The sequence below is a fragment of the Streptococcus mitis genome (assembly GCF_009496285.1).
GTDB lineage: Bacteria > Bacillota > Bacilli > Lactobacillales > Streptococcaceae > Streptococcus > Streptococcus mitis_BP.
In genome coordinates this window covers 37,766-59,089 of the sequence record NZ_WIJK01000014.1, presented here as the reverse complement: position 1 = coordinate 59,089, position 21,324 = coordinate 37,766, and the positions used below count along the sequence as shown (strand labels likewise).

Sequence of the window (21,324 nt, the reverse complement as noted above, 5' to 3'; positions counted from 1 at the left end):
GATAGGGTATGTCCCTTTTTATTTTTCTCAAATACAGATTTTTGAATGGAATATCAGATGATGAGACAAACTATTTTTGAAAAAAGAAAAAGACAAACGCCAAAAATAACGTTTGTCTTCGTTCTGAAAGAAGACCTTGTGAGTCTTCTTTTTGTTTAATTTGAACATTTTTGAGAGGGACTTCTATCCTCTTTTAATCTTAGAACGAACTAAGTCAAGCGCATAATGAAGTGTTTTATCTTTGATAATAAAGAGGGTAATGGCGTAATAGATGCCACAAGCTGCGATTGTAGAAAGAACCATGCTAATCATATTCATAGTAACTTCATAGCTGTGAACTTGGAAGAGGGTTTTAAAAACAAAATAAATTGGGATGAAACCGAGTGACACGATTGTGTAGCGAGTTAAGGTTGTAAAAATCTCTTTCAAATCCAATAGTTTGTACTTCTTAATAAAGCGAATCTCTAGCAGAACCACAATTGCTTCAGCTAGAACGGTTGTTCCAATGTAGTATTCAGGAGTGAAGATATTATTGAAAAACAGCAAGGAGTTAAATAGAATATTTGCTCCACCTCCGATAAAGTAGAAAGCAGTCAAGTGATTTTCATGGTCATTGATAAAGATAATTTGTTTAGCAAGTATTAATTCGATGGCCCAGATAATAGTACGAAAGGCAAAGACACTTGTTACAATTCCGGCTTCTAGATATTTCTCAGAAGAGTAAATAACTGTAGCATAGGTTCCCAAAACCATAATACCAATACTGGTAGGAATCATGAGGAAGTAAAAGAGGGATGCGCCCTGATTGACCAAATTTTTATAAGAAGTAAAATCTTTTTTTCCTAGATAATAACCAAGTCGTGGGATGCTGACGTTGATAGCTCCGCTAAGGACACTAGCGATCAGCATAACGATACTGGAGGCGATGGTGTAGTATGAGATGTAATTCTCATCAGGACCTTTGGTAATGAACATACGGTCTAGTAAGGTATAGAGCATATTAGCATTTGCTAGAAGGAGCATAGTTAGGAGAGGTTTAGATGACTTGAGAAGTTCGATGAACTCAATCTTAACAAAGGAGACCTCTCGTTTAATCCAGAGGAAGCTTAGCAGATAGTTGATGATAGTTGTCGCACTCATGATGGTAGCATAAGGGACGATATCATCAGGTGTCTTAACGAAAGCGAAGATAGCGACCAACATTCCAATCCGAATAACCAGTGTTTTATAAAGGATAAAAGAATAATTCTCGTAGGCTTCATTCATCCACTCGATATTTAGAAATTGAAAGAGTGCTTGGATTCCAAGGATATAATAAAGGATTTTCAGGTTGACAATACTGGTATCAAAGTGAATAAAGAGGAAGTAGATAACTGTTGTTACAACTGAAGTAATGAGCGAAATATAGAATAACTTAGAAAAGACATAATTGATCTTGTTTTTGTCATCCTTAACTTTACTAATGGCTCGAATCCCATAATTGTAAATCCCAAAGGCAGCGAGTGGAATGACAAAGCTCGCCCAGGTATTGGCAGTGTTGAAGTAACCGTAATTGGATTTACTAAGAATCCGCGTTAGATAGGGATTAGTAATCAGGGGAAAAACGATGTTTAAAATATTGACCAGCAAGCTAGCCAAAGCGTTAACTTTTATATTTTTCATGAAACTTTCTTTCTTATATTCTAAAATAGATACTAGTATTATATCACATTCCAACGCCATTCTTTTGATAAAATCTGTGAAATCTTGTATAATAGATAGAACTGAAAGTATGAGGTTACGAACTATGAAAATGAAACAAATCAGTGATACGACATTAAAGATCACCATGTCTTTAGAGGATTTGATGGATCGAGGGATGGAAATCGCAGACTTTCTCGTTCCACAAGAGAAAACAGAAGAATTTTTCTACGCCATTTTGGATGAACTAGAAATGCCAGACAGTTTCTTGGACACAGGCATGCTTAGCTTCCGAGTTACTCCAAAGCCTGACAAGGTGGATGTCTTTGTAACTAAGTCAAAGATTGACCAAAATTTGAACTTTGAAGATTTGGCAGACCTTCCAGATATGGATGAATTAGCCAAAATGTCTCCAGATGAGTTTTTGAAAACCTTGGAGAAAACAATGGCAGAAAAAACCAAAGATGATATTGAAGCTATTCAATCTTTAGAGCAGGTTGAAAAGGAAGAAGAAGCAGCACTTGATGAAGCCCTCGAAGTAGAAGAAGGAAAAAGAGAGCCTTATATCTACTACATCCTACGTTTTGACGATTTATCTAGTTTGGTTTCTTTTGCCAAAACGGTTGACTACCAAATGGAGACTTCAGAACTCTACAAGATGAATGACCAGTACTATCTGACAGTCTTAGTTGATGTAGAAGATCAACCTAGCCTTTATCCAGCTTGGTTGTTGGCACGTATGCGAGAATTTGCGGATGATAGTGATATCAGTCGTTCTGTCCTACAAGAATATGGGCAACTACTCATCAATCATGATGCTGTCCAAGGACTCCAAAAAGTTTAATCTAGAAAAAGAGGTTGGGACAAAAGATCCCGACCTCACTTTTTATTAGCAATCAAACTTTGACGCGGTAGTTGATTGAACTTTCTGTTCGTCTTTTATACTCTTCGAAAATCAAATTCAAACCACGTCAGCGTCGCCTTGCCGTACTCAAGTACAGCCTGCGGCTAGCTTCCTAGTTTGCTCTTTGATTTTCATTGAGTATTAGACTCCAAAAAGCTCCTAATCATCCTCGCGGGGCTGGGACTACGAAATCTAGACTTTGTCTATCGATTTCTGTCCCACCGCCTTTTGTTATCTTCTCTGTAAAATCTATTTTTAAAAAATTGGATACAGTTTGTATTCAAAAAATTGCTATATTATAATTTGATAGTAGAATTAAAATTTTAGCATAATTTCATGAAAGTTTTCTGAATGATCAAAGGTTAGTACAAAGTAGAAAAAAAGTCCAAAAAATAAGGTAAAGTAGTAGCTTAAAAGTAAGAAATGGGGTAGAATGATAGAAGTTGCTTTTCGGTAGTTTATAATCGAATCAATTGACAAATCTTTTAGGTGTAAATGTTGTTAAATCAACTATTTTACTAAACTATTATATTTTTTTTGTTTTCAAGATGACATTTTATGTTGTCTTGGGAAGTGAAAGAGATTAGAATCAGTTTTTGAAAAGAGCCCTCATATAGTTTTTGAATCCTAGCAAATGGTATTCCTATGTCTTCCAATCTTGCTAAAATTGATGAAAAACGATATGATAGAATGAAAAAAGCGAGGTGAAATATGGACCAAAGACGGATTCAAATAGAAACACAGCAGATTCTTGAAGATGTACTAGACAAGGCTTCTTTACAGGAGGGAGCACTATTTGTCTTGGGTTTGTCTTCGAGTGAAGTGCTGGGAGGACACATCGGAAAAGATTCGAGTCAGGAAATCGGTGAACTTATTGTCAAGACTATGTTGGAACTATTGACGGCTAAGGGAATTCATCTGGCTGTTCAAGGTTGTGAACATGTCAATCGGGCTTTAGTTGTTGAACGAGAAGTAGCTATAAAACATCAGTTGGAGATTGTGAGTGTACTCCCGACCTTACATGCAGGAGGTTCTGGTCAATTGGCCGCCTTTCGCTATATGAAGGATCCCGTGGAGGTCGAATTTATCAGGGCAGATGCTGGTCTAGACATTGGTGATACAGCTATCGGTATGCATATCAAACATGTTCAGGTACCCATTCGACCAGTCTTAAGAGAGATTGGTCTGGCTCATGTGACAGCACTTGCTAGTCGACCAAAACTCATTGGAGGGGCGCGTGCTCAATATCCAATAGATCACATTAGAAAGATTTAAAATGAAAAACAGAAAAATGCAGTTTGATAAAGTTATTAAATACTCTATTCGAAAGTTCTCAGTTGGTGTAGGTTCTGCAGTTATCGGGACATTTCTTTTGGGAGCAAACAACTTTTTAGTTGAAACTGTTGCAGCTAACGAAGTGGCAGCACCAAACCAAGTTCATTACCGTTATTTGGCTGAACAAGAATTGACAGAAGCAGAAAAGGCTTTGATCCATCACGAACTCCCTTCAGATTTAAAGCAAGATGATGTTGTCTATCTTGTTTACAGAAAAAAGGAAGTGAATTCTCAACAATTGCCGAACACTGGAAGCAAGGAGTTGGCCCTAGCAACTCTTGGTTTTGCAACAGCGTCTTTGGTTGTCGTTGTGATGTCTAAAAAACACCGCAATAAAATGTTGGGTCTTCTCTTTATTGGAGCGCTAGGAAGTAGTTACTTTATCCCTCAGTCAGCTCAAGCCTTTGAGAATAAAATCTTGGTGTCCTACAACCAAACGATTGCTGGAAGTAGTCAAGAGGACTTAGCCAAAGGTGTCATTCAGATCGAAGGATACGAATACGTAGGTTACTTTAAAGCATCAGATTTCCAAGAACAACCAGAACAAATTGCTACTGCTAAGGGAACGCAAGAATCAGGCCATGAAGGTGAATCTCTGGTTCAACCAGAATTGCCAGCCTACACCGGTGAGATTAGTGCCAAAGGAACGCAAGAATCAGGTCATGAAGGTGAATCTCTGGTTCAACCAGAAGCTCCAGCCTACACAGGTGAGATTAGTGCCAAAGGAACGCAAGAATCAGGCCACGAAGGTGAGTCCTTAGTTCAACCAGAAGCTCCAGCTTACACAGGTGAGATTAGTGCCAAAGGAACGCAAGAATCAGGCCACGAAGGTGAGTCCTTAGTTCAACCAGAAGCTCCAGCCTACACAGGTGAGATTAGCACTAAAGGAACGCAAGAATCAGGCCATGAAGGTGAATCTCTGGTTCAACCAGAATTGCCAGCCTACACAGGTGAGATTAGTGCTAAAGGAACTCAAGAAAAAGGTCACGAAGGTGAGTCTTTAGTTCAGCCAGAAAACCCAGCTTATACAGGTGAGATCAGTGCTAAAGGCACGCAAGAAGAGGGTCACCAAGGCGAAGCTTTAGTTCAACCAGAAGAACCATCCTACACAGGCGAAATTACAGCAAAAGGAACTCAAGAAGCAGGTCACGAAGGTGAGTCCTTAGTTCAGCCAGAGTTGCCAGCCTACACAGGTGAGATTAGCGCTAAAGGAACTCAAGAAGAGGGCCACGAAGGTGAATCTCTAGTTCAGCCAGAAGAACCAGCTTATAAACCTGAAGAAAGTGCTAAAGGCACGCAAGAAGAGGGCCACCAAGGCGAAGCTTTAGTTCAGCCAGAAAACCCCGCCTACACAGGCCAAATCACAGCAAAAGGAACTCAAGAAGCAGGTCACGAAGGTGAGTCCCTAGTTCAGCCAGAATTACCAGAGTATACAGTAGCTGAAGCAACTGTCACAGAAACTGAAACTGTAGAAGTCCCATACACAACAGAGTATGTAACTGACGATACTCGCTACACTGATGAAGAAACAGTGATTCAAAACGGTCAAGCAGGAAGTCAGCTGATTCATCGTGTTTATAAGACAGTCGATGGCCAAAAAGTTGGGGATCCAATCAGCACAAGTACTGAAACTGTTAAGGCGCCAGTAAATGAAAAAATTAGTCGTGGTACCAAGGCTATTGAAGGTCAAGTTGAAGAAGTTTCATTTGAAGAAATTCCTTTCGAGACAAGAACAGAAGTAGACAGCACTCTTCCGAAGGGAACAGAAGTTGTTGCTCAAGCTGGTCAAAACGGTAAGAAAAAGATTACTAAAGTCTATAAGACTCTTAAGGGCGTGAAAACTTCGGATGCTCCAACTATCTCAGAGGAAGTTGCCGAAGTTGCGCAAGATCGTCTCATTAAGAAAGGTGATCAAGTTCTCGCTGCGCCAACGTTGACACTCACTCAAATTGATAAAGAAGAATTAGAGCGTAGTGCCAAGGTTCGTTACCAATTGGTCAAATCAACAGGTGTAACCATTAAATCTCTTGAAGTTGTCTTGAAAGACGGAGACACTAGCCTTCAAACAGTCAATATGTCTGAGGGAGATTTGGCTGCTAATCTTACAGACTTGAAATACTACAAGGACTACAAGATTGCGACCAAGATGGTTTACGACCGAGGAAATGGGAATGAAGAAGTTGTTCTCACGGAAGAACCACTGCGACTTGATCTCAAAAAAGTCGAAGTCAAAAACATTAAGGAAACCAGCCTTATCAGTGTTGATGACCAAGGTGTAGAGACTGATAATAGTCTACTGTCAGCTAAACCATCAGATGTTAAACCTTATTACTTGAAAGTGACAACTCATGATAACAAGGTGACAAAACTTGCTGTTGATAAGATTGAAGAAGTCACAGTTGATGGTAAAGCATTGTTCAAAGTCACTGCTAAAGCACCAGACCTAGTCCAACGTAACGCAGATAATCAGTTTACAGAGGAATATGTCCATTACTTTGCTAAACCAAAAGCCCATGAAGGTGACGTTTACTACGATTTCAATGACCTTGTAAAAGCAATGCAGGACAATCCTACTGGTACCTTTAAGCTTGGTAGCAGTATGAATGCAAGTAACGTGAACCCCGCTGGCAAGTCTTATGTAACCAATGCCTTCAAGGGAACATTGGAAAGTACAGAAGGTAATAAATTTGCCATCCATAACATTACGAGACCATTGTTTGGTAACATTGAAGGTGGTACTGTCAAGAATCTCTTGCTTGAAAATGTCAACATTGACATGCCTGGATTTGATCGAGTAGCACCAATCGCAAATGTCATCAAAAATAATGCGACTGTCGAAAATGTTAAAGTAACAGGTAATGTTGTCGGGGGCAACGATGTAGCTGGTATTATCAATAAAATTGATGGTAGTGGTAAGGTAAGTAATGTTGCCTTCATCGGTAAGATTCACGCTGCTGGAAACAAAGGTTGGTACTTAGCAGGTGTTCTAGGTGAAAACTGGAAAGGTATCGTAGAAAAAGCCTACGTTGATGCTGAAATTACTGGTAACAAGGCAAAAGCTGCAGGATTAGTTTATTCTTCTCAAAATGGTGGAGATAACAATACACTAGGAAGAGAAGGTGTCCTCAGAAATTCAGTTGCTAAAGGTTCGATTGAGCTGAAGGAAGCTGTTCAATCTGGTGGATTACTTGGTACTAACTGGGCCTTGGGTGCTATTGAAGACAACATCACCATGATGAAAGTCAAAACAGGTGAGATGGTCTTTGGTCACTCTGATATTGATGCTGATGATTACTTCACCTATTCAAGAACAAAACGTAACTTTAGTGTTGAGGGTGTAAGTGAGGGTAATAAATCTTATAAGAATTCTCGTAAGATTCCTAGCATCTCACAAGAAGAAGCTGACAAGAAGATTGAAGCAATGGGAATCACTGCTGATAAATTTGAAAGCACCAAACCTGTTGAAGACAAACTCAATAACATTGTCAACAAAGCCGATCAATACAAAACAATCAATGGCTACGACGCTTCTCGTGAACTTGCCTACCGTAATATCGAAAAATTACAACCATTCTACAATAAAGAGTGGATCGTAGACCAAGGAAATAAATTAGCTGCTGATAGTCATCTGATGACCAAGGAAGTCCTATCAGTTACTGCTATGAAGGGAAATGCCTTTGTAACAGAATTGGCTGATGCTGACCACATTTTGGTGCACTATGCTGATAAGACCAAAGACATCTTTACTGTTTCGCTGAAAGAATCTAAGGTCAAACAAGTGAAAGAGTACAGCATTGCTGAACTTGGAGAAGTTGTTTACACACCGAACATGGTTGACAAAGACCGTAGTGATCTTATCAATGCTATCGTTGAAAAATTAAGCCCAGTAGAATTGCAATCAGATCCTATCTACACACACCTAGGTAGAACAGGACCAAATAAAGTTAACGCTATAAAAGATCTTTACCTAGAAGAAAGCTTCAAAGAAGTCAAGGATAATCTGGCTAAATTTGTGAAACAGTTGGTTGAAAATGAGGATCATCAATTAAACACAGATGAGGCTGCTAAACGTGCCTTGATCAAGAAGATTGATGACAACAAGGCTGCTGTTCTTCTTGGTTTGTCTTACCTCAATCGTTATTATGGAGTTAAGTTTGATAACTTTAATATCAAGCAACTTATGTTGTTCAAACCAGACTTCTACGGTAAAAATGTAAGTGTGTTAGACTTCTTGATTCAGATTGGTTCTAAAGAAAGTAACATTAAAGGTGATAGAACTTTAGAAGCTTATCGCGAAGCTATCGGTGGAGTTATCGGTATCAGCGAGTTAAATAGTTTCTTAGACTATAATATGCGTCTATTCACAAATGATACAAACTTGAACGATTGGTTTATCAAAGCTACCAAAGACAATGTTTATATCGTTGAACCAGCAACAACAACTCCTGAGTTTGCCGATAAGAAACACAGAGCCTACGAAGGTTTAAACAACGATGTGCATGGTAAGATGATCTTGCCACTCTTGAACTTGAAAGATGCCCATATGTTCTTGATTTCAACTTACAATACAATGGCTTATAGTTCATTTGAAAAATATGGTAAGTATACTGAAGCAGAACGTAATGCCTTTAAAGCTGAAATCGATAAGGTTGCAAAAGGTCAACAGAATTATTTAGACTTCTGGTCACGTCTATCAATCGATAAAGTTCGTAATCAACTTTTGAAGAGCAACAACATGGTTCCAACACCTGTTTTGGATAACCAAAACTATAAAGATATTAGTACTGATAAATACGGTCACACTAATAGTGGTAAAGATGTGGCGCCTATCCGTGAATTATACGGACCTACAGGACGTTATCATGCGACTGACTGGCGTATGGGAGCTGTGGCTCGCGTTTATCAGAATCCATATAAAGATGATTCTGTCTTCTTCATGGTTACGGATATGATTAGTGACTTTGGGGTTTCTGCCTTTACCCACGAAACAACTCACGTAAATGACCGTATGGTATACTTGGGTGGCTCAAGACACCGTGAAGGTACTGATTTGGAAGCATTTGCACAAGGAATGTTGCAAACTCCATCAGTATCAAATCCAAATGGTGAATACAAAGCCCTAGGTCTCAACATGGCTTATGAACGTCCAAACGATGGCAATCAATGGTATAACACCAATCCAAATGATCTGAAGTCACGTGACGAAATTGATCGTTACATGAAGGGCTACAACGACACTCTTATGCTTCTGGATTATCTTGAAGGAGAGGCTGTCCTCGATAAAGCAAATCAAGATTTAAACAATGCTTGGTTCAAGAAGGTTGATAAGCAATACCGAGGAAATAACACCAAGAACCAATTCGACAAGGTTCGACCTTTAAGTGATGAGGAAAAAGCTATTCCTTTACGCACAGTAGATGACTTAATTACGAACAACTTCATGACTAACCGCGGTCCAGGTAACAGAGTTTATAATCCTACTGACTTTGATTCTGCTTATGTGAATGTTCCAATGATGACTGGTATCTATGGTGGTAATACAAGTGAAGGTGCTCCAGGAGCGATGTCATTTAAACACAATACTTTCAGAATCTGGGGTTACTATGGCTATGAAAAAGGCTTCCTAAACTATGCTTCTAACATGCTAAAAGCTGAATCTAAAAAAGCTGGTAAAGATACTTTAGGTGATGATTTCATCATTAACAAGATTTCTGAAGGAAAATTCAACAATCTTGAAGATTGGAAGAAAGCATACTTCAATGAAGTTGTAACAAGCGCTAAAAAAGGAATTCAATCTATTGAAATTGATGGTAAAACATACAATAGCTATGAAGACTTGAAACGTGCATTTGCTGAAGCAGTTGATAAAGATAAGGCTACTCTAAGTAAGGGATCTGTCAAATTTGACAACACCGTTTCACTTAAAGAAAAACTTTTTAAGAAACTTCTTCAACAAACAGATAGCTTTAAAACTTCTATCTTTAAATAATCCAAAACTCTCATCTGCTTAGCAGGTGGGAGTTTTTTGTAATCAAGAAGCTTAATGATTTTCCAAACAGATTCTAAGTATTTTTAGCAAGGTAGGTATATAATAGAACTATAAAGCAAATATCTATATTCATATGATAACGAGGAAGGTGATGAAGATGAAAACATGGCAAGCAACTGTATTGGTCTGCGCGAGTCTGGTCTGTCTATCGGCTTGTAACAATCAGATGGAGAACCAAGCTGATAAGCAAAATGGAGACAAAAATGCACAAGTTAGCTCTCAAATGGCAAAACAAGGAGAAGAAGTTCCAGACTTTTCACTGACGGGAGTTGATGGTAAAACCTATCGCCTATCAGATTATAAGGGCAAAAAGGTCTATCTCAAATTTTGGGCATCTTGGTGCTCTATTTGTCTAGCTAGTTTACCTGATACCGATGAGCTGGCAAAAGAAGCAAGTGATGACTATGTCATCTTGACAGTGGTTTCTCCTGGTCAAAAAGGAGAGCAAGCAGAAGAAGCCTTTAAAAAATGGTATCAAGGATTGGACTATAAAAATCTCCCTGTCCTTCTAGACCCTTCGGGACAACTCTTAGCAAGTTACGGAGTCCGTTCTTATCCGACCCAGGCCTTTATTGATAAAGAAGGAAAACTAGTTAAGATCCAGCCAGGTTTTATGGATAAGGCAAGTATTGTAGAGAGTTTGAAAAGCATAGATTAGAGGTTACTCATGAATGATAAGTTAAAAACAATTGTATTCATAGGAATCATCATTTGTATTATTATTGGACTTTTATTTTTTTGGGAAAAAAGAAGCACAAGCTACACTGATACTTCTCAAATTGAGAAGGCAGCTGTTAGCCAAGGTCAAGGTGTTAAGAAAAAAACTGTGCCAGATAAAAATGCTGACCTACATGAAATCTATCTAGCGGGAGGCTGTTTCTGGGGAGTTGAAGAGTATTTTTCAAGAGTAGCAGGTGTGACAGATGCTGTTTCTGGCTATGCGAATGGCAGAGGAGAAACAACCCAGTATGAATTGATCGGCCAAACAGGCCATGCTGAGACTGTTCATGTGACCTACGATGCCAATCAAATTTCTCTAAAAGAAATCTTGCTCCATTATTTCCGCATTATCAATCCAACTAGTAAAAATAAGCAGGGCAATGATGTGGGGACTCAGTACAGAACGGGAGTCTACTATAAGGACGAGCAGGACCTAGAAGTCATCAATCAAGTTTTTGAACAAGTTTCTAAGAAATACGAGCAACCTCTCGCGGTTGAAAAGGAAGCCTTATCTAATTTTATCGTGGCTGAGGACTATCACCAAGATTATCTCCAGAAAAATCCAAATGGATATTGCCATATCAATGTCAATCAAGCATCCTATCCTGTTATTGATGCGAGTAAATATCCAAAACCGAGTGACGATGAATTGAAAAAACTCCTCTCTCCTGAGGAATATGCAGTGACTCAAAATAGTCAAACAGAACGGGCCTTTTCAAATCGTTACTGGGATAAATTTGAAGCAGGTATTTATGTGGATGTAGCAACTGGTGAACCACTCTTTTCTTCGAAAGATAAATTTGAATCGGGTTGTGGTTGGCCAAGTTTTACCCAGCCTATCAGTCCAGATGTTGCGACCTACAAGGAAGACAAGTCCTACAATATGGTCAGAACAGAAGTCAGAAGTAGAACTGGTGATTCCCATCTAGGGCATGTCTTTACAGACGGACCTCAGGACAAGGGAGGGCTACGCTATTGTATCAATAGTCTATCCATCCGTTTTATTCCTAAGGATCAAATGGAAGAAAAGGGTTATGGTTATTTGTTAGATTATGTTGAGTGATCTTGAGATTATTAAAAAGTGTTTACTAGAAATATATTTTAATTCATAAGAAGTGTAGAATTTGGATTTTAGAAGCGGTTGGGCAATTTAATCGAACGTGTTGGAATCACTCCTGAAAATTTTTGATTTTGAAAACAAGTAAGGTGAAAGCTATCAGGGTGAATATGGCGCTCTCGGGCTCAACATGGCTTATATGCGACCAAATGATGGGGACCAATGGTACAATCCAGATCCAACCAAGTTGCAAACACGCCAGCAGATTGACCACTACATGAAAGGTTATAATGAGGCCTTGATGCTTCTAGATTATCTGGAAGGGGAACGAGTTCTCGCTAAGAATGATCTGGCTTTGAAGAAGGCTTGGTTCAGCAAGATGACCAAGCAAATGCGCTATCAGGACCAGGATAATAAACTCCTTGCTCCAAACCAGTGGGACTATGTCCGTCCATTGACAGATGAGGAAGCCAAGACTCAGCTAAATTCTGTGGATGATTTAATCAAACATAACATCATCACCAATAGGCATTATCAGGGAACTTACCGACCAGAAGAACTCAAGACAGCTTATGTCAATGTCAAGATGGTGGATGCTATCTATGGTGGAAATACAAGTCAGGGAGCTCCAGGAGCCATCTCCTTCAAGCATAATGCCTTCCGTATGTGGGGTTATTATGGCTACGAAAATGGTTTCCTAGGCTATGCTTCTAATAAATACAAAGATGAAGCCTTAAGCGAGGGACGTGACACCCTTGGGGATGATTTCATTATCCAGAAGGTTTCGAAAGGCAAGTTCCAGAACTTGGAAGAATGGAAGAAGGCTTGGTTTGACGCTATTATTGCTAAGGCAAAACGAGGAATCCATAGTTTTGAAATTGATGGTCAGCAAATTGATTCTTATGAGAAATTGCAAGACTTGTTTGACCAAGCAGTAGAAACGGATTACCGAAACTTTAAGTATGGTGGTTCAGTTGCCAACTATACAGTAGCCCTGAAGAAAAAAGTCTTCCAGAAACTATTGCAGGTTACAGATGCCTTTTCATCTGAACTCTTTCCCAAAGGATAGATAAAAGAGAGTGTGTTTTTAGATTTGCTAAGGAAGTGAAATCTACTTTATCATTCTCAAAGAATAAAATTGCCAGATCTCCTGTTTGGGGTCTGGCTTTTATGGTATACTTAGGATATGCATAGAAAAACAGTGATTGATTTCAGGGCTTTGGGCGAGCGATACACCTTTACCCAGCCTATCAAAGAATTAAAAACCAGAGATTTAGCAGAAGTAACAGACTTGTTAGCTCAAGTGGAAAGCTACCAAGAACAGGACTATTATGTGGTGGGTTATGTTAGTTATGAAGCAGCGCCAGCTTTTGAGGAGAAGTTGGCGGTTCACTCAGGTCCCTTGTTAGGAGAGTATCTCCTCTATTTCACTATTCATGACAGCGTTGAAAAATCTAGCATTCCTCTGACTTATGAGGAGGTGGCTTTGCCATCAAACTGGCAGGAAGTAACATCTGCAGAGGACTATGAAAAGGCGATTGCTCAGATTCACCATCATTTACGACAGGGCGATACTTATCAGGTCAATTATACGGTTCAACTCAAGCAGGAGTTGTCTGCTAATCCTTTTGCTATCTACAATCGTATGGTGGTGGAGCAGGAGGCAGGCTACAATGCCTACGTAGAGCATGATGACATGGCAGTGATTTCCATGAGTCCAGAACTCTTTTTTGAACAAAATGATCGTGAATTGACAACTCGTCCTATGAAGGGGACGACTAAACGTGGTCTGACTGATGCTGAAGATTTGAAAGAAGCAGCTTGGTTGGAGCAGGATCCCAAAAATCGTTCAGAAAATATGATGATAGTTGACCTCTTGCGTAATGACATGAATCGTCTGTCTGAGGTGGGAAGTGAGCATGTGGAACGTTTATGTCAGGTGGAACAGTATTCAACGGTTTGGCAGATGACTTCGACCATCAAGAGTCAGTTACGACCAGATATTGACCTAGTAGAAATCTTCCGTTCACTCTTTCCATGTGGTTCTATCACAGGAGCTCCCAAGATAGCGACTATGGAAATTATCAAGAATTTGGAACCACAAGCTAGAGGAGTTTACTGTGGAACTGTTGGACTCTTACTTCCCAATGGTAGACGGATTTTCAACGTAGCTATTCGAACCATTCAACTGCATCGAGATCGAGCCATCTATGGAGTCGGCGGTGGCATCACTTGGGATAGTACTTGGGAGTCAGAATACCGTGAAGTCCAGCAAAAGGCAGCTGTTCTTTACCGAAAACAGCCTCGTTTTCAATTAATAACGACAGGGAAAATCAGTCAGAAGAAATTACTCTTTGAAAATCAACATCTGGAAAGACTGCAAAAGGCTAGTCGTTATTTTGCCTTTACATTTGATGAAGATAGTTTGAGACAAAAGATAGAGGAAGAGTGTCAAGTTTGTGACCTCCATCAAGACTACCGTTTGCGAATCAGTCTCAATAAGTCTGGAGAAATAGACATTGATCGCCAAGTATTGACACCGATTAGTTCTAGCTTCTGTCAGGCTAAACTTTGTCGGCAAGAAGCTGATTTGCAGCAGGCCTTTACCTACTTTAAGACGACACACCGACCGCATTTGACAGTGGGAGAGAATGAAATTATTTATCATACTGCTGATGGAAAATTGCTTGAAACCTCTATTGGCAATCTGGTTTTGAAAATGGATGGCAAACTCTATACACCGCCAAGTCAACTAGGTATTTTACCAGGGATTTATCGTCAACACTTGCTTGAAAGCGAACAAGTAAAAGAGAAGGTCTTAACCATAGAAGATTTGAAGCGAGCAGAAACTGTATACGGATGCAATGCAGTCAGGGGCTTGTATGAGTTATCATTACAGGAGAACTAAATGAAACTTATATTTTTACATGGCCTAGGTCAGTCAGCAGATAGTTGGAAAGAAGTTCAGGATTTACTGGCAGATTATCCTTCTGAAGCCATAGAGTTATTTCCTACTGGAGTTGGGACTTATCAAGAAGCCAAAGAGCGCATTTATCAGCACTTATCAGAGGAGACAGAACCTTTTGTCTTAATCGGTTTGTCTTTAGGGGCTGCACTTGCATTGGAGCTTTCAAGTTATGATCTACCATATCTTCAGGCCTTGGTTTTGTCAGGATGTCCACTGAAATTAGCAGGTAACATTCCTTTTTACATACAGTTGCTGATATTTAAATTGCTTCCTAAGAGGATATATGAGAAGCAGGGGGCAGATAAGGCTCTTATGGTTGGAGTTTCCGAAGAATTAAAAACACTTGATTTAAGAGAGATTGCACGGAATTGTCCCTATCCAAGCTTGTTAATTTGTGGTAGTCAGGATAAGCCTAATCTCAGTTCAATGAAAGCTATTCAAGAACTGATGCCAGATTCTCAGTTTGAGATCATCCCTGACGGCCCTCATGTCTTGAATAAGGCAAAACCAAAAGAGTTTGCAGAATTAACCAGAAGTTTTCTTGAATTGCTGAAACAAGTTTGATAAAATAATAAAGAAGTGATAAATCATAAAGGAGATAAAAATGAGTCAAAAGATTATTGGGATTGACCTTGGTGGAACTTCTATCAAGTTCGCTATTTTAACACAAGAAGGAGAAATCCAAGAAAAATGGTCTATCAAGACTAACATTTTGGATGAAGGAAGCCATATCGTAGACGACATGATTGAAACTATTCAACATCGTTTGGGCTTGCTTGGATTGTCTGCTGAAGATTTCCGTGGAATTGGTATGGGATCACCTGGTGTGGTTGACCGTGAAAAAGGGACTGTTATCGGTGCCTATAACCTCAACTGGAAAACTCTTCAACCAATCAAAGAAAAAATGGAAAAAGCCTTGGGTATTCCATTCTTCATCGACAATGACGCCAACGTGGCAGCTCTTGGTGAGCGCTGGATGGGTGCTGGTGAAAACCAACCAGACGTTGTCTTTATGACACTTGGTACAGGTGTTGGTGGCGGTATCGTAGCAGAAGGCAAATTACTCCACGGTGTTGCTGGTGCTGCAGGTGAACTTGGACACATAACAGTTGACTTTGATCAACCAATCGCATGTACGTGTGGTAAAAAAGGCTGTCTTGAGACAGTAGCTTCAGCGACAGGTATTGTTAACTTGACTCGTCGTTATGCAGATGAATACGAAGGCGATGCAGCCTTAAAACGCTTGATTGATGACGGAGAAGAAGTAACAGCTAAAACTGTCTTTGATTTGGCAAAAGAAGGAGACGACCTTGCCTTGATCGTTTACCGTAACTTCTCACGTTACTTGGGTATTGCATGTGCCAACATCGGTTCAATTCTAAACCCATCAACAATCGTTATCGGTGGTGGTGTATCAGCTGCAGGAGACTTCCTTCTCCAAGGTGTACAAAAGGTTTATGATGAAAATACCTTCCCACAAGTTCGTACAACTACTAAATTGGCTCTTGCAACTCTAGGAAATGACGCTGGAGTTATCGGAGCTGCGTCACTTGTCTTGCAATAAATATAAACATAAAAAGGAGAAAATTGCTTTCCGTAAGCGAGTGATTTTCCTCCTTTCTTTTTTATGCTATACTAGTTAAGAAATAAAAGTTGAGGTAGGGGTAAATGACAAAAGCAGATATGATTTTTAAAGAAAATATCGAGCGAATCTTGAATGAGGGTGTGTTTTCCGAGCAAGCACGTCCCAAGTATAAGGATGGAACAGTAGCTAACTCCAAGTACATCACAGGTGCTTTTGCGGAGTATGACTTGGCCAAGGGGGAATTTCCCATCACAACCTTGCGACCAATCGCAATCAAATCAGCTATCAAGGAAGTTCTTTGGATTTATCAAGACCAGACCAATAGCTTAGAAGTTCTCAATGACAAGTACAATGTTCACTACTGGAATGATTGGGAAGTGGGAGACACAGGTACTATTGGGGAGCGTTATGGGGCTGTTGTTAAGAAGCACGATATCATCAATAAAATTCTCAAACAGTTAGAAGCTAATCCTTGGAATCGTCGTAATATCATTTCACTTTGGGATTATCAGGCCTTTGAGGAGACAGATGGTCTTCTTCCATGTGCCTTTCAGACTATGTTTGATGTTCGTCGTGTAGACGGGGACATCTATCTAGACGCGACCTTGACGCAGCGTTCTAACGATATGCTGGTAGCTCACCACATCAACGCCATGCAGTATGTGGCACTTCAAATGATGATTGCTAAACATTTTGGTTGGAAAGTTGGGAAATTCTTCTACTTTATCAATAACCTTCACATTTATGACAATCAATTTGAACAAGCTCAGGAATTGCTTCGTCGTGAGCCTTCAAACTGCCAACCACGTTTGGTCTTGAATGTACCAGACAAGACAAATTTCTTTGATATTAAAGCAGAGGATTTTGAGCTGGTTGACTACGATCCAGTGAAACCGCAGTTGAAGTTTGACTTGGCCATTTAATACTCTCTGAAAATCTCTTCAAATCACGCTAGATTCCTAGTTTGCTCTTTGATTTTCATTGAGTATAAAAGAATAGAAAAAAAGAAGTTGAGAAAAATCCCAACTTCTTTTATTTTTTAACGTGATACGCGACGACGCGCTGCTTTCTTACGGTTTTCTTCGATGAAAGCTGCTTTTTGTTCTTCTGGTTCGATCACTTTCTTTTTAACTGCGTATACTGCACCTGCAACTGCAGCGACAGTTCCTGCAATACCTGTTACAAGACCTTTAGCGAATCCTTTAGCCATGAGTATTCCTCCTTTAACTTATAAATCAGCCAGCTACCTCAAGAGGTCGCATTTTTCTGACTGACCTTTTTGTGATATAATAATAGTAACGAAAAAATGGGAATTTTTCAAGGAAAAAAGATGAAAACAAAAATAATTGTGATTGTTGGACCAACTGCAGTTGGAAAGACAGCTCTAGCCATTGAAGTTGCTAAGCATTTTAATGGTGAAGTAGTTAGTGGAGATAGCCAACAAGTCTATCGAGGACTAGATATTGGGACAGCCAAGGCTAGTCCGGAGGAGCAGGCAAGTGTTCCTCATCACTTGATTGATGTTAGAGAGGTAACCGAGTCTTACTCGGCTTTTGATTTTGTTTCAGAGGCCAAGACAGCTATTGAGGATATTCAAAGTCGAGGTAAGCTCGCTATTATAGCTGGTGGGACAGGACTTTATATCCAGAGTCTGCTAGAAGGATATCATTTAGGTGGGGAGACACCTCATGAGGACATTTTAGCTTATCGTGCTAGTTTAGAGCCTTTTTCAGATGAGGAGTTAGCCCAACTCATAGAGCAAGCAGGTCTTGAAGTTCCCCAGTTTAATCGTCGCCGTGCCATGCGAGCCTTAGAAATTGCTCATTTTGGTCAAGACTTGGAAAATCAAGAGACCTTGTATGAACCTCTGATTATTTGCTTGGATGATGAGCGTAGTCAATTGTATGAACGGATTAACCACCGTGTAGATTTGATGTTTGAAGCTGGATTATTGGATGAAGCTAAGTGGTTGTTTGACCATTATCCAGATGTGCAGGCTGCTAAAGGGATTGGCTACAAGGAACTCTTTCCTTATTTCCGTGGAGAGCAGACCTTGGAAGAAGCTAGTGAGAGTCTTAAACAGGCGACCCGTCGTTTTGCTAAGCGTCAGTTGACCTGGTTCCGTAATCGCATGCAGGTGACCTTTTATCAGATTGGAGAGTCTGGTGTAAAAGATCGCATTTTAAGCCAGATAGAGGAGTTTTTAGATGATTGAAACGGAGAAAAAAGAGGAGCGAGTCCTGCTGATTGGTGTGGAATTGCAGGACATGGACAATTTTGACCTCTCCATGGAAGAGTTGGCCAGTCTAGCCAAGACAGCTGGTGCAGTCGTTGTAGATAGCTACAGACAAAAACGTGAAAAGTATGACTCTAAGACCTTCGTCGGCTCTGGTAAGTTAGAAGAAATTGCGCTCATGGTGGATGCAGAAGAAATCACCACTGTCATTGTCAACAACCGCTTGACTCCAAGGCAAAATGTCAATTTAGAAGAAGTTCTAGGGGTCAAGGTCATTGACCGCATGCAGTTGATTTTGGATATCTTTGCCATGCGGGCTCGAAGCCATGAAGGGAAGCTCCAAGTTCATCTAGCTCAGCTCAAATACCTCTTGCCTCGTTTGGTTGGTCAGGGGATTATGCTCAGCCGTCAGGCAGGGGGAATTGGTTCCCGTGGTCCAGGTGAAAGTCAGCTGGAGCTTAATCGTCGTAGTGTTCGCAACCAGATTACAGATATCGAGCGCCAGCTCAAGGTGGTTGAGAAAAATCGGGCGACAGTTCGAGAAAAACGTTTGGAGTCAAGTACTTTTAAGATTGGCTTGATTGGCTATACCAATGCTGGTAAGTCAACTATCATGAACACCTTGACTAGCAAGACCCAGTATGAGGCAGATGAGCTCTTTGCGACTTTGGATGCGACGACTAAAAGCATCCATATTGGTGGGAATCTACAGGTGACTTTAACTGATACTGTTGGGTTTATTCAAGATTTGCCGACAGAGTTGGTGTCTAGTTTCAAGTCGACCTTGGAAGAAAGCAAGCATGTGGATCTTCTGGTTCATGTTATTGATGCCAGCAATCCTTACCATGAGGAACATGAAAAAACGGTCCTGTCTATCATGAAAGACTTGGACATGGAGGATATTCCTCGCCTAACCCTTTATAATAAAGCGGATTTGGTGGAGGATTTCACGCCTACCCAAACGCCGTATGCACTGATTTCTGCCAAATCTGAGGATAGTCGAGAACAGTTGCAGGCTTTATTGCTAGATAAGATCAAGGAAATTTTTGAACCCTTTACTTTGCGCGTGACTTTTTCTAAGTCTTACAAGATTCATGATTTAGAAAGTGTTGCTATCCTAGAAGAACGTGACTACCAAGATGATGGCGAAGTCATCAGAGGCTACATTTCTGAGAAAAATAAATGGAGATTAGAAGAATTTTATGACTGATATCAAATCATTAGCTCTCAAATATGGTGGCTATACAAGTCTAGACAAGGTATATTTGGACCAGCTTCTAGCTGGTAGGTCTGAAGAAGAGCAACTAGCTCTCATCACCCCTCCACCCAGCGTAGTGAATGCCTACTTTGCAGAACTCTACCAGAAAAAGAGTCCTCAAGCTGCGACAGATTATTTTGCAGAAGTCAGCCAGGAACTGAACCTCTACAATGCTGAACCTAGTTTCACTCTAGAAAATAAGCCTTTTATTCGACTTAATCTGTCTGGTAAATCCTTTGGTTTTTGTTATGAGATTGAGGGACTGGGTCGAATTTTCTCTGAGAATGAAGAGAAGATTTCAGATGACTTGCTCTTTGAGATTGCGCAAATTTTTCCACATCAGCTGGTTTTTGAGGAGTCTGGAAAAATTTACATGAATGCTGTCGGAGACGAGGAAGTTGTTAGCGTGGAAAATCTTACAGCTTTGACAGATTTGGAAAGCTTGGCAGATGGTCGCAAGCGTCTCAAAGGCTATAGTCAAGAGGATTTGCTACAAGAAGCTAAATCTTTCTCTGGCAAGTTTTATTATCGCTCGGAAAACCGCACTGCTATGTTATATATTGATTAATTAGAAAGTAACGAATGGATATTCAATTTTTAGGAACGGGGGCTGGTCAGCCCTCCAAAGCCCGCAATGTTTCAAGTCTCGCCCTGAAACTCTTGGATGAGATTAACGAAGTCTGGCTTTTTGACTGTGGCGAAGGAACGCAAAATCGCATTCTGGAAACCACGATTCGACCACGAAAAATCAGCAAAATCTTTATCACCCACTTACACGGAGACCATATCTTTGGCTTGCCAGGTTTCCTCTCCAGTCGTGCTTTTCAAGCAAATGAAGAGCAGACAGATTTGGAAATCTATGGACCTCAAGGTATCAAGTCTTTTGTTTTGACTAGTTTGCGTGTCTCTGGTTCTCGTCTACCCTATAAGATTCATTTCCATGAATTTGACCAAGATTCTCTTGGGAAAATCCTTGAAACAGATAAATTCATGGTGTATGCAGAAGAGTTGGATCACACTATTTTCTGTGTCGGCTATCGTATCATGCAAAAGGATTTAGAAGGGACCTTGGATGCTGAAAAACTCAAGGCTGCTGGTGTTCCATTCGGCCCTCTTTTTGGAAAAATTAAAAACGGTCAGGATGTCGTCTTAGAAGACGGCACCGAGATCAAGGCAGCAGATTATATTTCAGCACCGCGACCTGGTAAGATTATTACCATTTTGGGAGATACTCGAAAAACAGATGCCAGTGTGCGTCTTGGTGTCAATGCAGATGTTCTTGTCCATGAGTCGACTTATGGCAAGGGAGACGAAAAGATTGCCCGCAACCACGGTCACTCAACTAATATGCAAGCTGCTCAGGTGGCGGCAGAAGCAGGAGCCAAACGACTTTTGCTCAACCATATCAGTGCACGCTTCCTTTCAAAAGACATTAGCCAGCTCAAGAAAGATGCGGCAACAATTTTTGAAAATGTCCATGTGGTTAAAGACCTAGAAGAAGTGGAAATCTAGAAGATTGAGAAAGGATAAGT

Annotated in this window: 15 protein-coding genes and 1 pseudogene; 14 read left to right on the top strand and 2 right to left on the bottom strand. The window is 40.2% G+C overall.

Annotated features, from left to right (window positions below; all coding sequences use genetic code 11):
• Positions 1-183: 183 nt before the first annotated feature.
• Positions 184-1,662, bottom strand: coding sequence for an oligosaccharide flippase family protein (locus GEZ89_RS05890; RefSeq protein WP_153225324.1), 1,479 nt, complete (start codon positions 1,660-1,662; stop codon positions 184-186).
• A gap of 124 nt (positions 1,663-1,786) precedes the next feature.
• On the opposite strand from GEZ89_RS05890, the gene mecA reads away from it, so the two are divergent.
• From mecA to GEZ89_RS05840, 10 genes and pseudogenes are all read left to right on the top strand, one after another.
• A complete protein-coding gene (gene mecA, locus GEZ89_RS05885) occupies positions 1,787-2,524 on the top strand; it encodes an adaptor protein MecA (protein WP_153225323.1) in 738 nt (245 codons plus the stop codon).
• Positions 2,525-3,295: 771 nt separating this feature from the next.
• On the top strand, positions 3,296-3,859 hold the full coding sequence (locus GEZ89_RS05880; RefSeq protein WP_153225322.1) for a TIGR01440 family protein: 564 nt from the start codon (positions 3,296-3,298) through the stop codon (positions 3,857-3,859).
• A gap of 1 nt (position 3,860) precedes the next feature.
• Positions 3,861-9,908 (top strand): ZmpA/ZmpB/ZmpC family metallo-endopeptidase, encoded by a 6,048-nt coding sequence (locus GEZ89_RS05875; RefSeq protein ID WP_153225321.1) that lies wholly within the window; start codon positions 3,861-3,863, stop codon positions 9,906-9,908.
• A 157-nt stretch (positions 9,909-10,065) separates the two neighbouring features.
• The gene (locus GEZ89_RS05870; RefSeq protein ID WP_075232420.1) at positions 10,066-10,626 is read left to right on the top strand and encodes a redoxin family protein; all 561 of its coding nucleotides are present in this window, start codon (positions 10,066-10,068) and stop codon (positions 10,624-10,626) included.
• A gap of 9 nt (positions 10,627-10,635) precedes the next feature.
• On the top strand, positions 10,636-11,751 hold the full coding sequence (gene msrB / locus GEZ89_RS05865; protein ID WP_153225320.1) for a peptide-methionine (R)-S-oxide reductase MsrB: 1,116 nt from the start codon (positions 10,636-10,638) through the stop codon (positions 11,749-11,751).
• A gap of 160 nt (positions 11,752-11,911) precedes the next feature.
• Positions 11,912-12,814, top strand: a pseudogene (locus GEZ89_RS05860) (ZmpA/ZmpB/ZmpC family metallo-endopeptidase); the annotation flags it as partial.
• Positions 12,815-12,931: 117 nt separating this feature from the next.
• The gene (gene pabB, locus GEZ89_RS05855) at positions 12,932-14,653 is read left to right on the top strand and encodes an aminodeoxychorismate synthase component I (RefSeq protein ID WP_153225319.1); all 1,722 of its coding nucleotides are present in this window, start codon (positions 12,932-12,934) and stop codon (positions 14,651-14,653) included.
• Positions 14,654-15,277, top strand: a complete 624-nt coding sequence (locus GEZ89_RS05850; RefSeq protein ID WP_153225318.1) for an alpha/beta fold hydrolase — start codon at positions 14,654-14,656, stop codon at positions 15,275-15,277.
• Between the two features lie 40 nt (positions 15,278-15,317).
• The gene (locus GEZ89_RS05845) at positions 15,318-16,277 is read left to right on the top strand and encodes an ROK family glucokinase (protein WP_075232415.1); all 960 of its coding nucleotides are present in this window, start codon (positions 15,318-15,320) and stop codon (positions 16,275-16,277) included.
• A 104-nt stretch (positions 16,278-16,381) separates the two neighbouring features.
• A complete protein-coding gene (locus GEZ89_RS05840; RefSeq protein ID WP_153225317.1) occupies positions 16,382-17,221 on the top strand; it encodes a thymidylate synthase in 840 nt (279 codons plus the stop codon).
• A 116-nt stretch (positions 17,222-17,337) separates the two neighbouring features.
• Here the strand turns inward: GEZ89_RS05840 and GEZ89_RS05835 are convergent, their stop codons facing one another.
• Positions 17,338-17,508, bottom strand: a complete 171-nt coding sequence (locus GEZ89_RS05835; RefSeq protein ID WP_049526232.1) for a DUF3042 family protein — start codon at positions 17,506-17,508, stop codon at positions 17,338-17,340.
• 120 nt (positions 17,509-17,628) lie between these two features.
• Here GEZ89_RS05835 and miaA point away from each other — a divergent pair, with 120 nt between their 5' ends.
• From miaA to rnz, 4 genes are read left to right on the top strand one after another with little or no spacing between them, the layout of a single operon-like run.
• Positions 17,629-18,513 (top strand): tRNA (adenosine(37)-N6)-dimethylallyltransferase MiaA, encoded by an 885-nt coding sequence (gene miaA / locus GEZ89_RS05830; RefSeq protein ID WP_153225316.1) that lies wholly within the window; start codon positions 17,629-17,631, stop codon positions 18,511-18,513.
• The gene (gene hflX, locus GEZ89_RS05825) at positions 18,506-19,744 is read left to right on the top strand and encodes a GTPase HflX (RefSeq protein ID WP_153225315.1); all 1,239 of its coding nucleotides are present in this window, start codon (positions 18,506-18,508) and stop codon (positions 19,742-19,744) included. The genes miaA and hflX overlap by 8 nt, the downstream gene beginning before the upstream one ends.
• Entirely contained in the window at positions 19,737-20,360 is a 624-nt protein-coding gene (locus GEZ89_RS05820) for a cystathionine beta-lyase (RefSeq protein WP_153225314.1), read from the top strand. Before hflX ends, GEZ89_RS05820 begins: the two co-directional genes overlap by 8 nt.
• Before the next feature lie 14 nt (positions 20,361-20,374).
• Positions 20,375-21,304 carry a ribonuclease Z gene (rnz, locus tag GEZ89_RS05815; protein ID WP_153225313.1) on the top strand — a complete coding sequence of 310 codons (930 nt, stop codon included), beginning with the start codon at positions 20,375-20,377 and terminating at the stop codon, positions 21,302-21,304.
• Positions 21,305-21,324 lie beyond the last annotated feature (20 nt).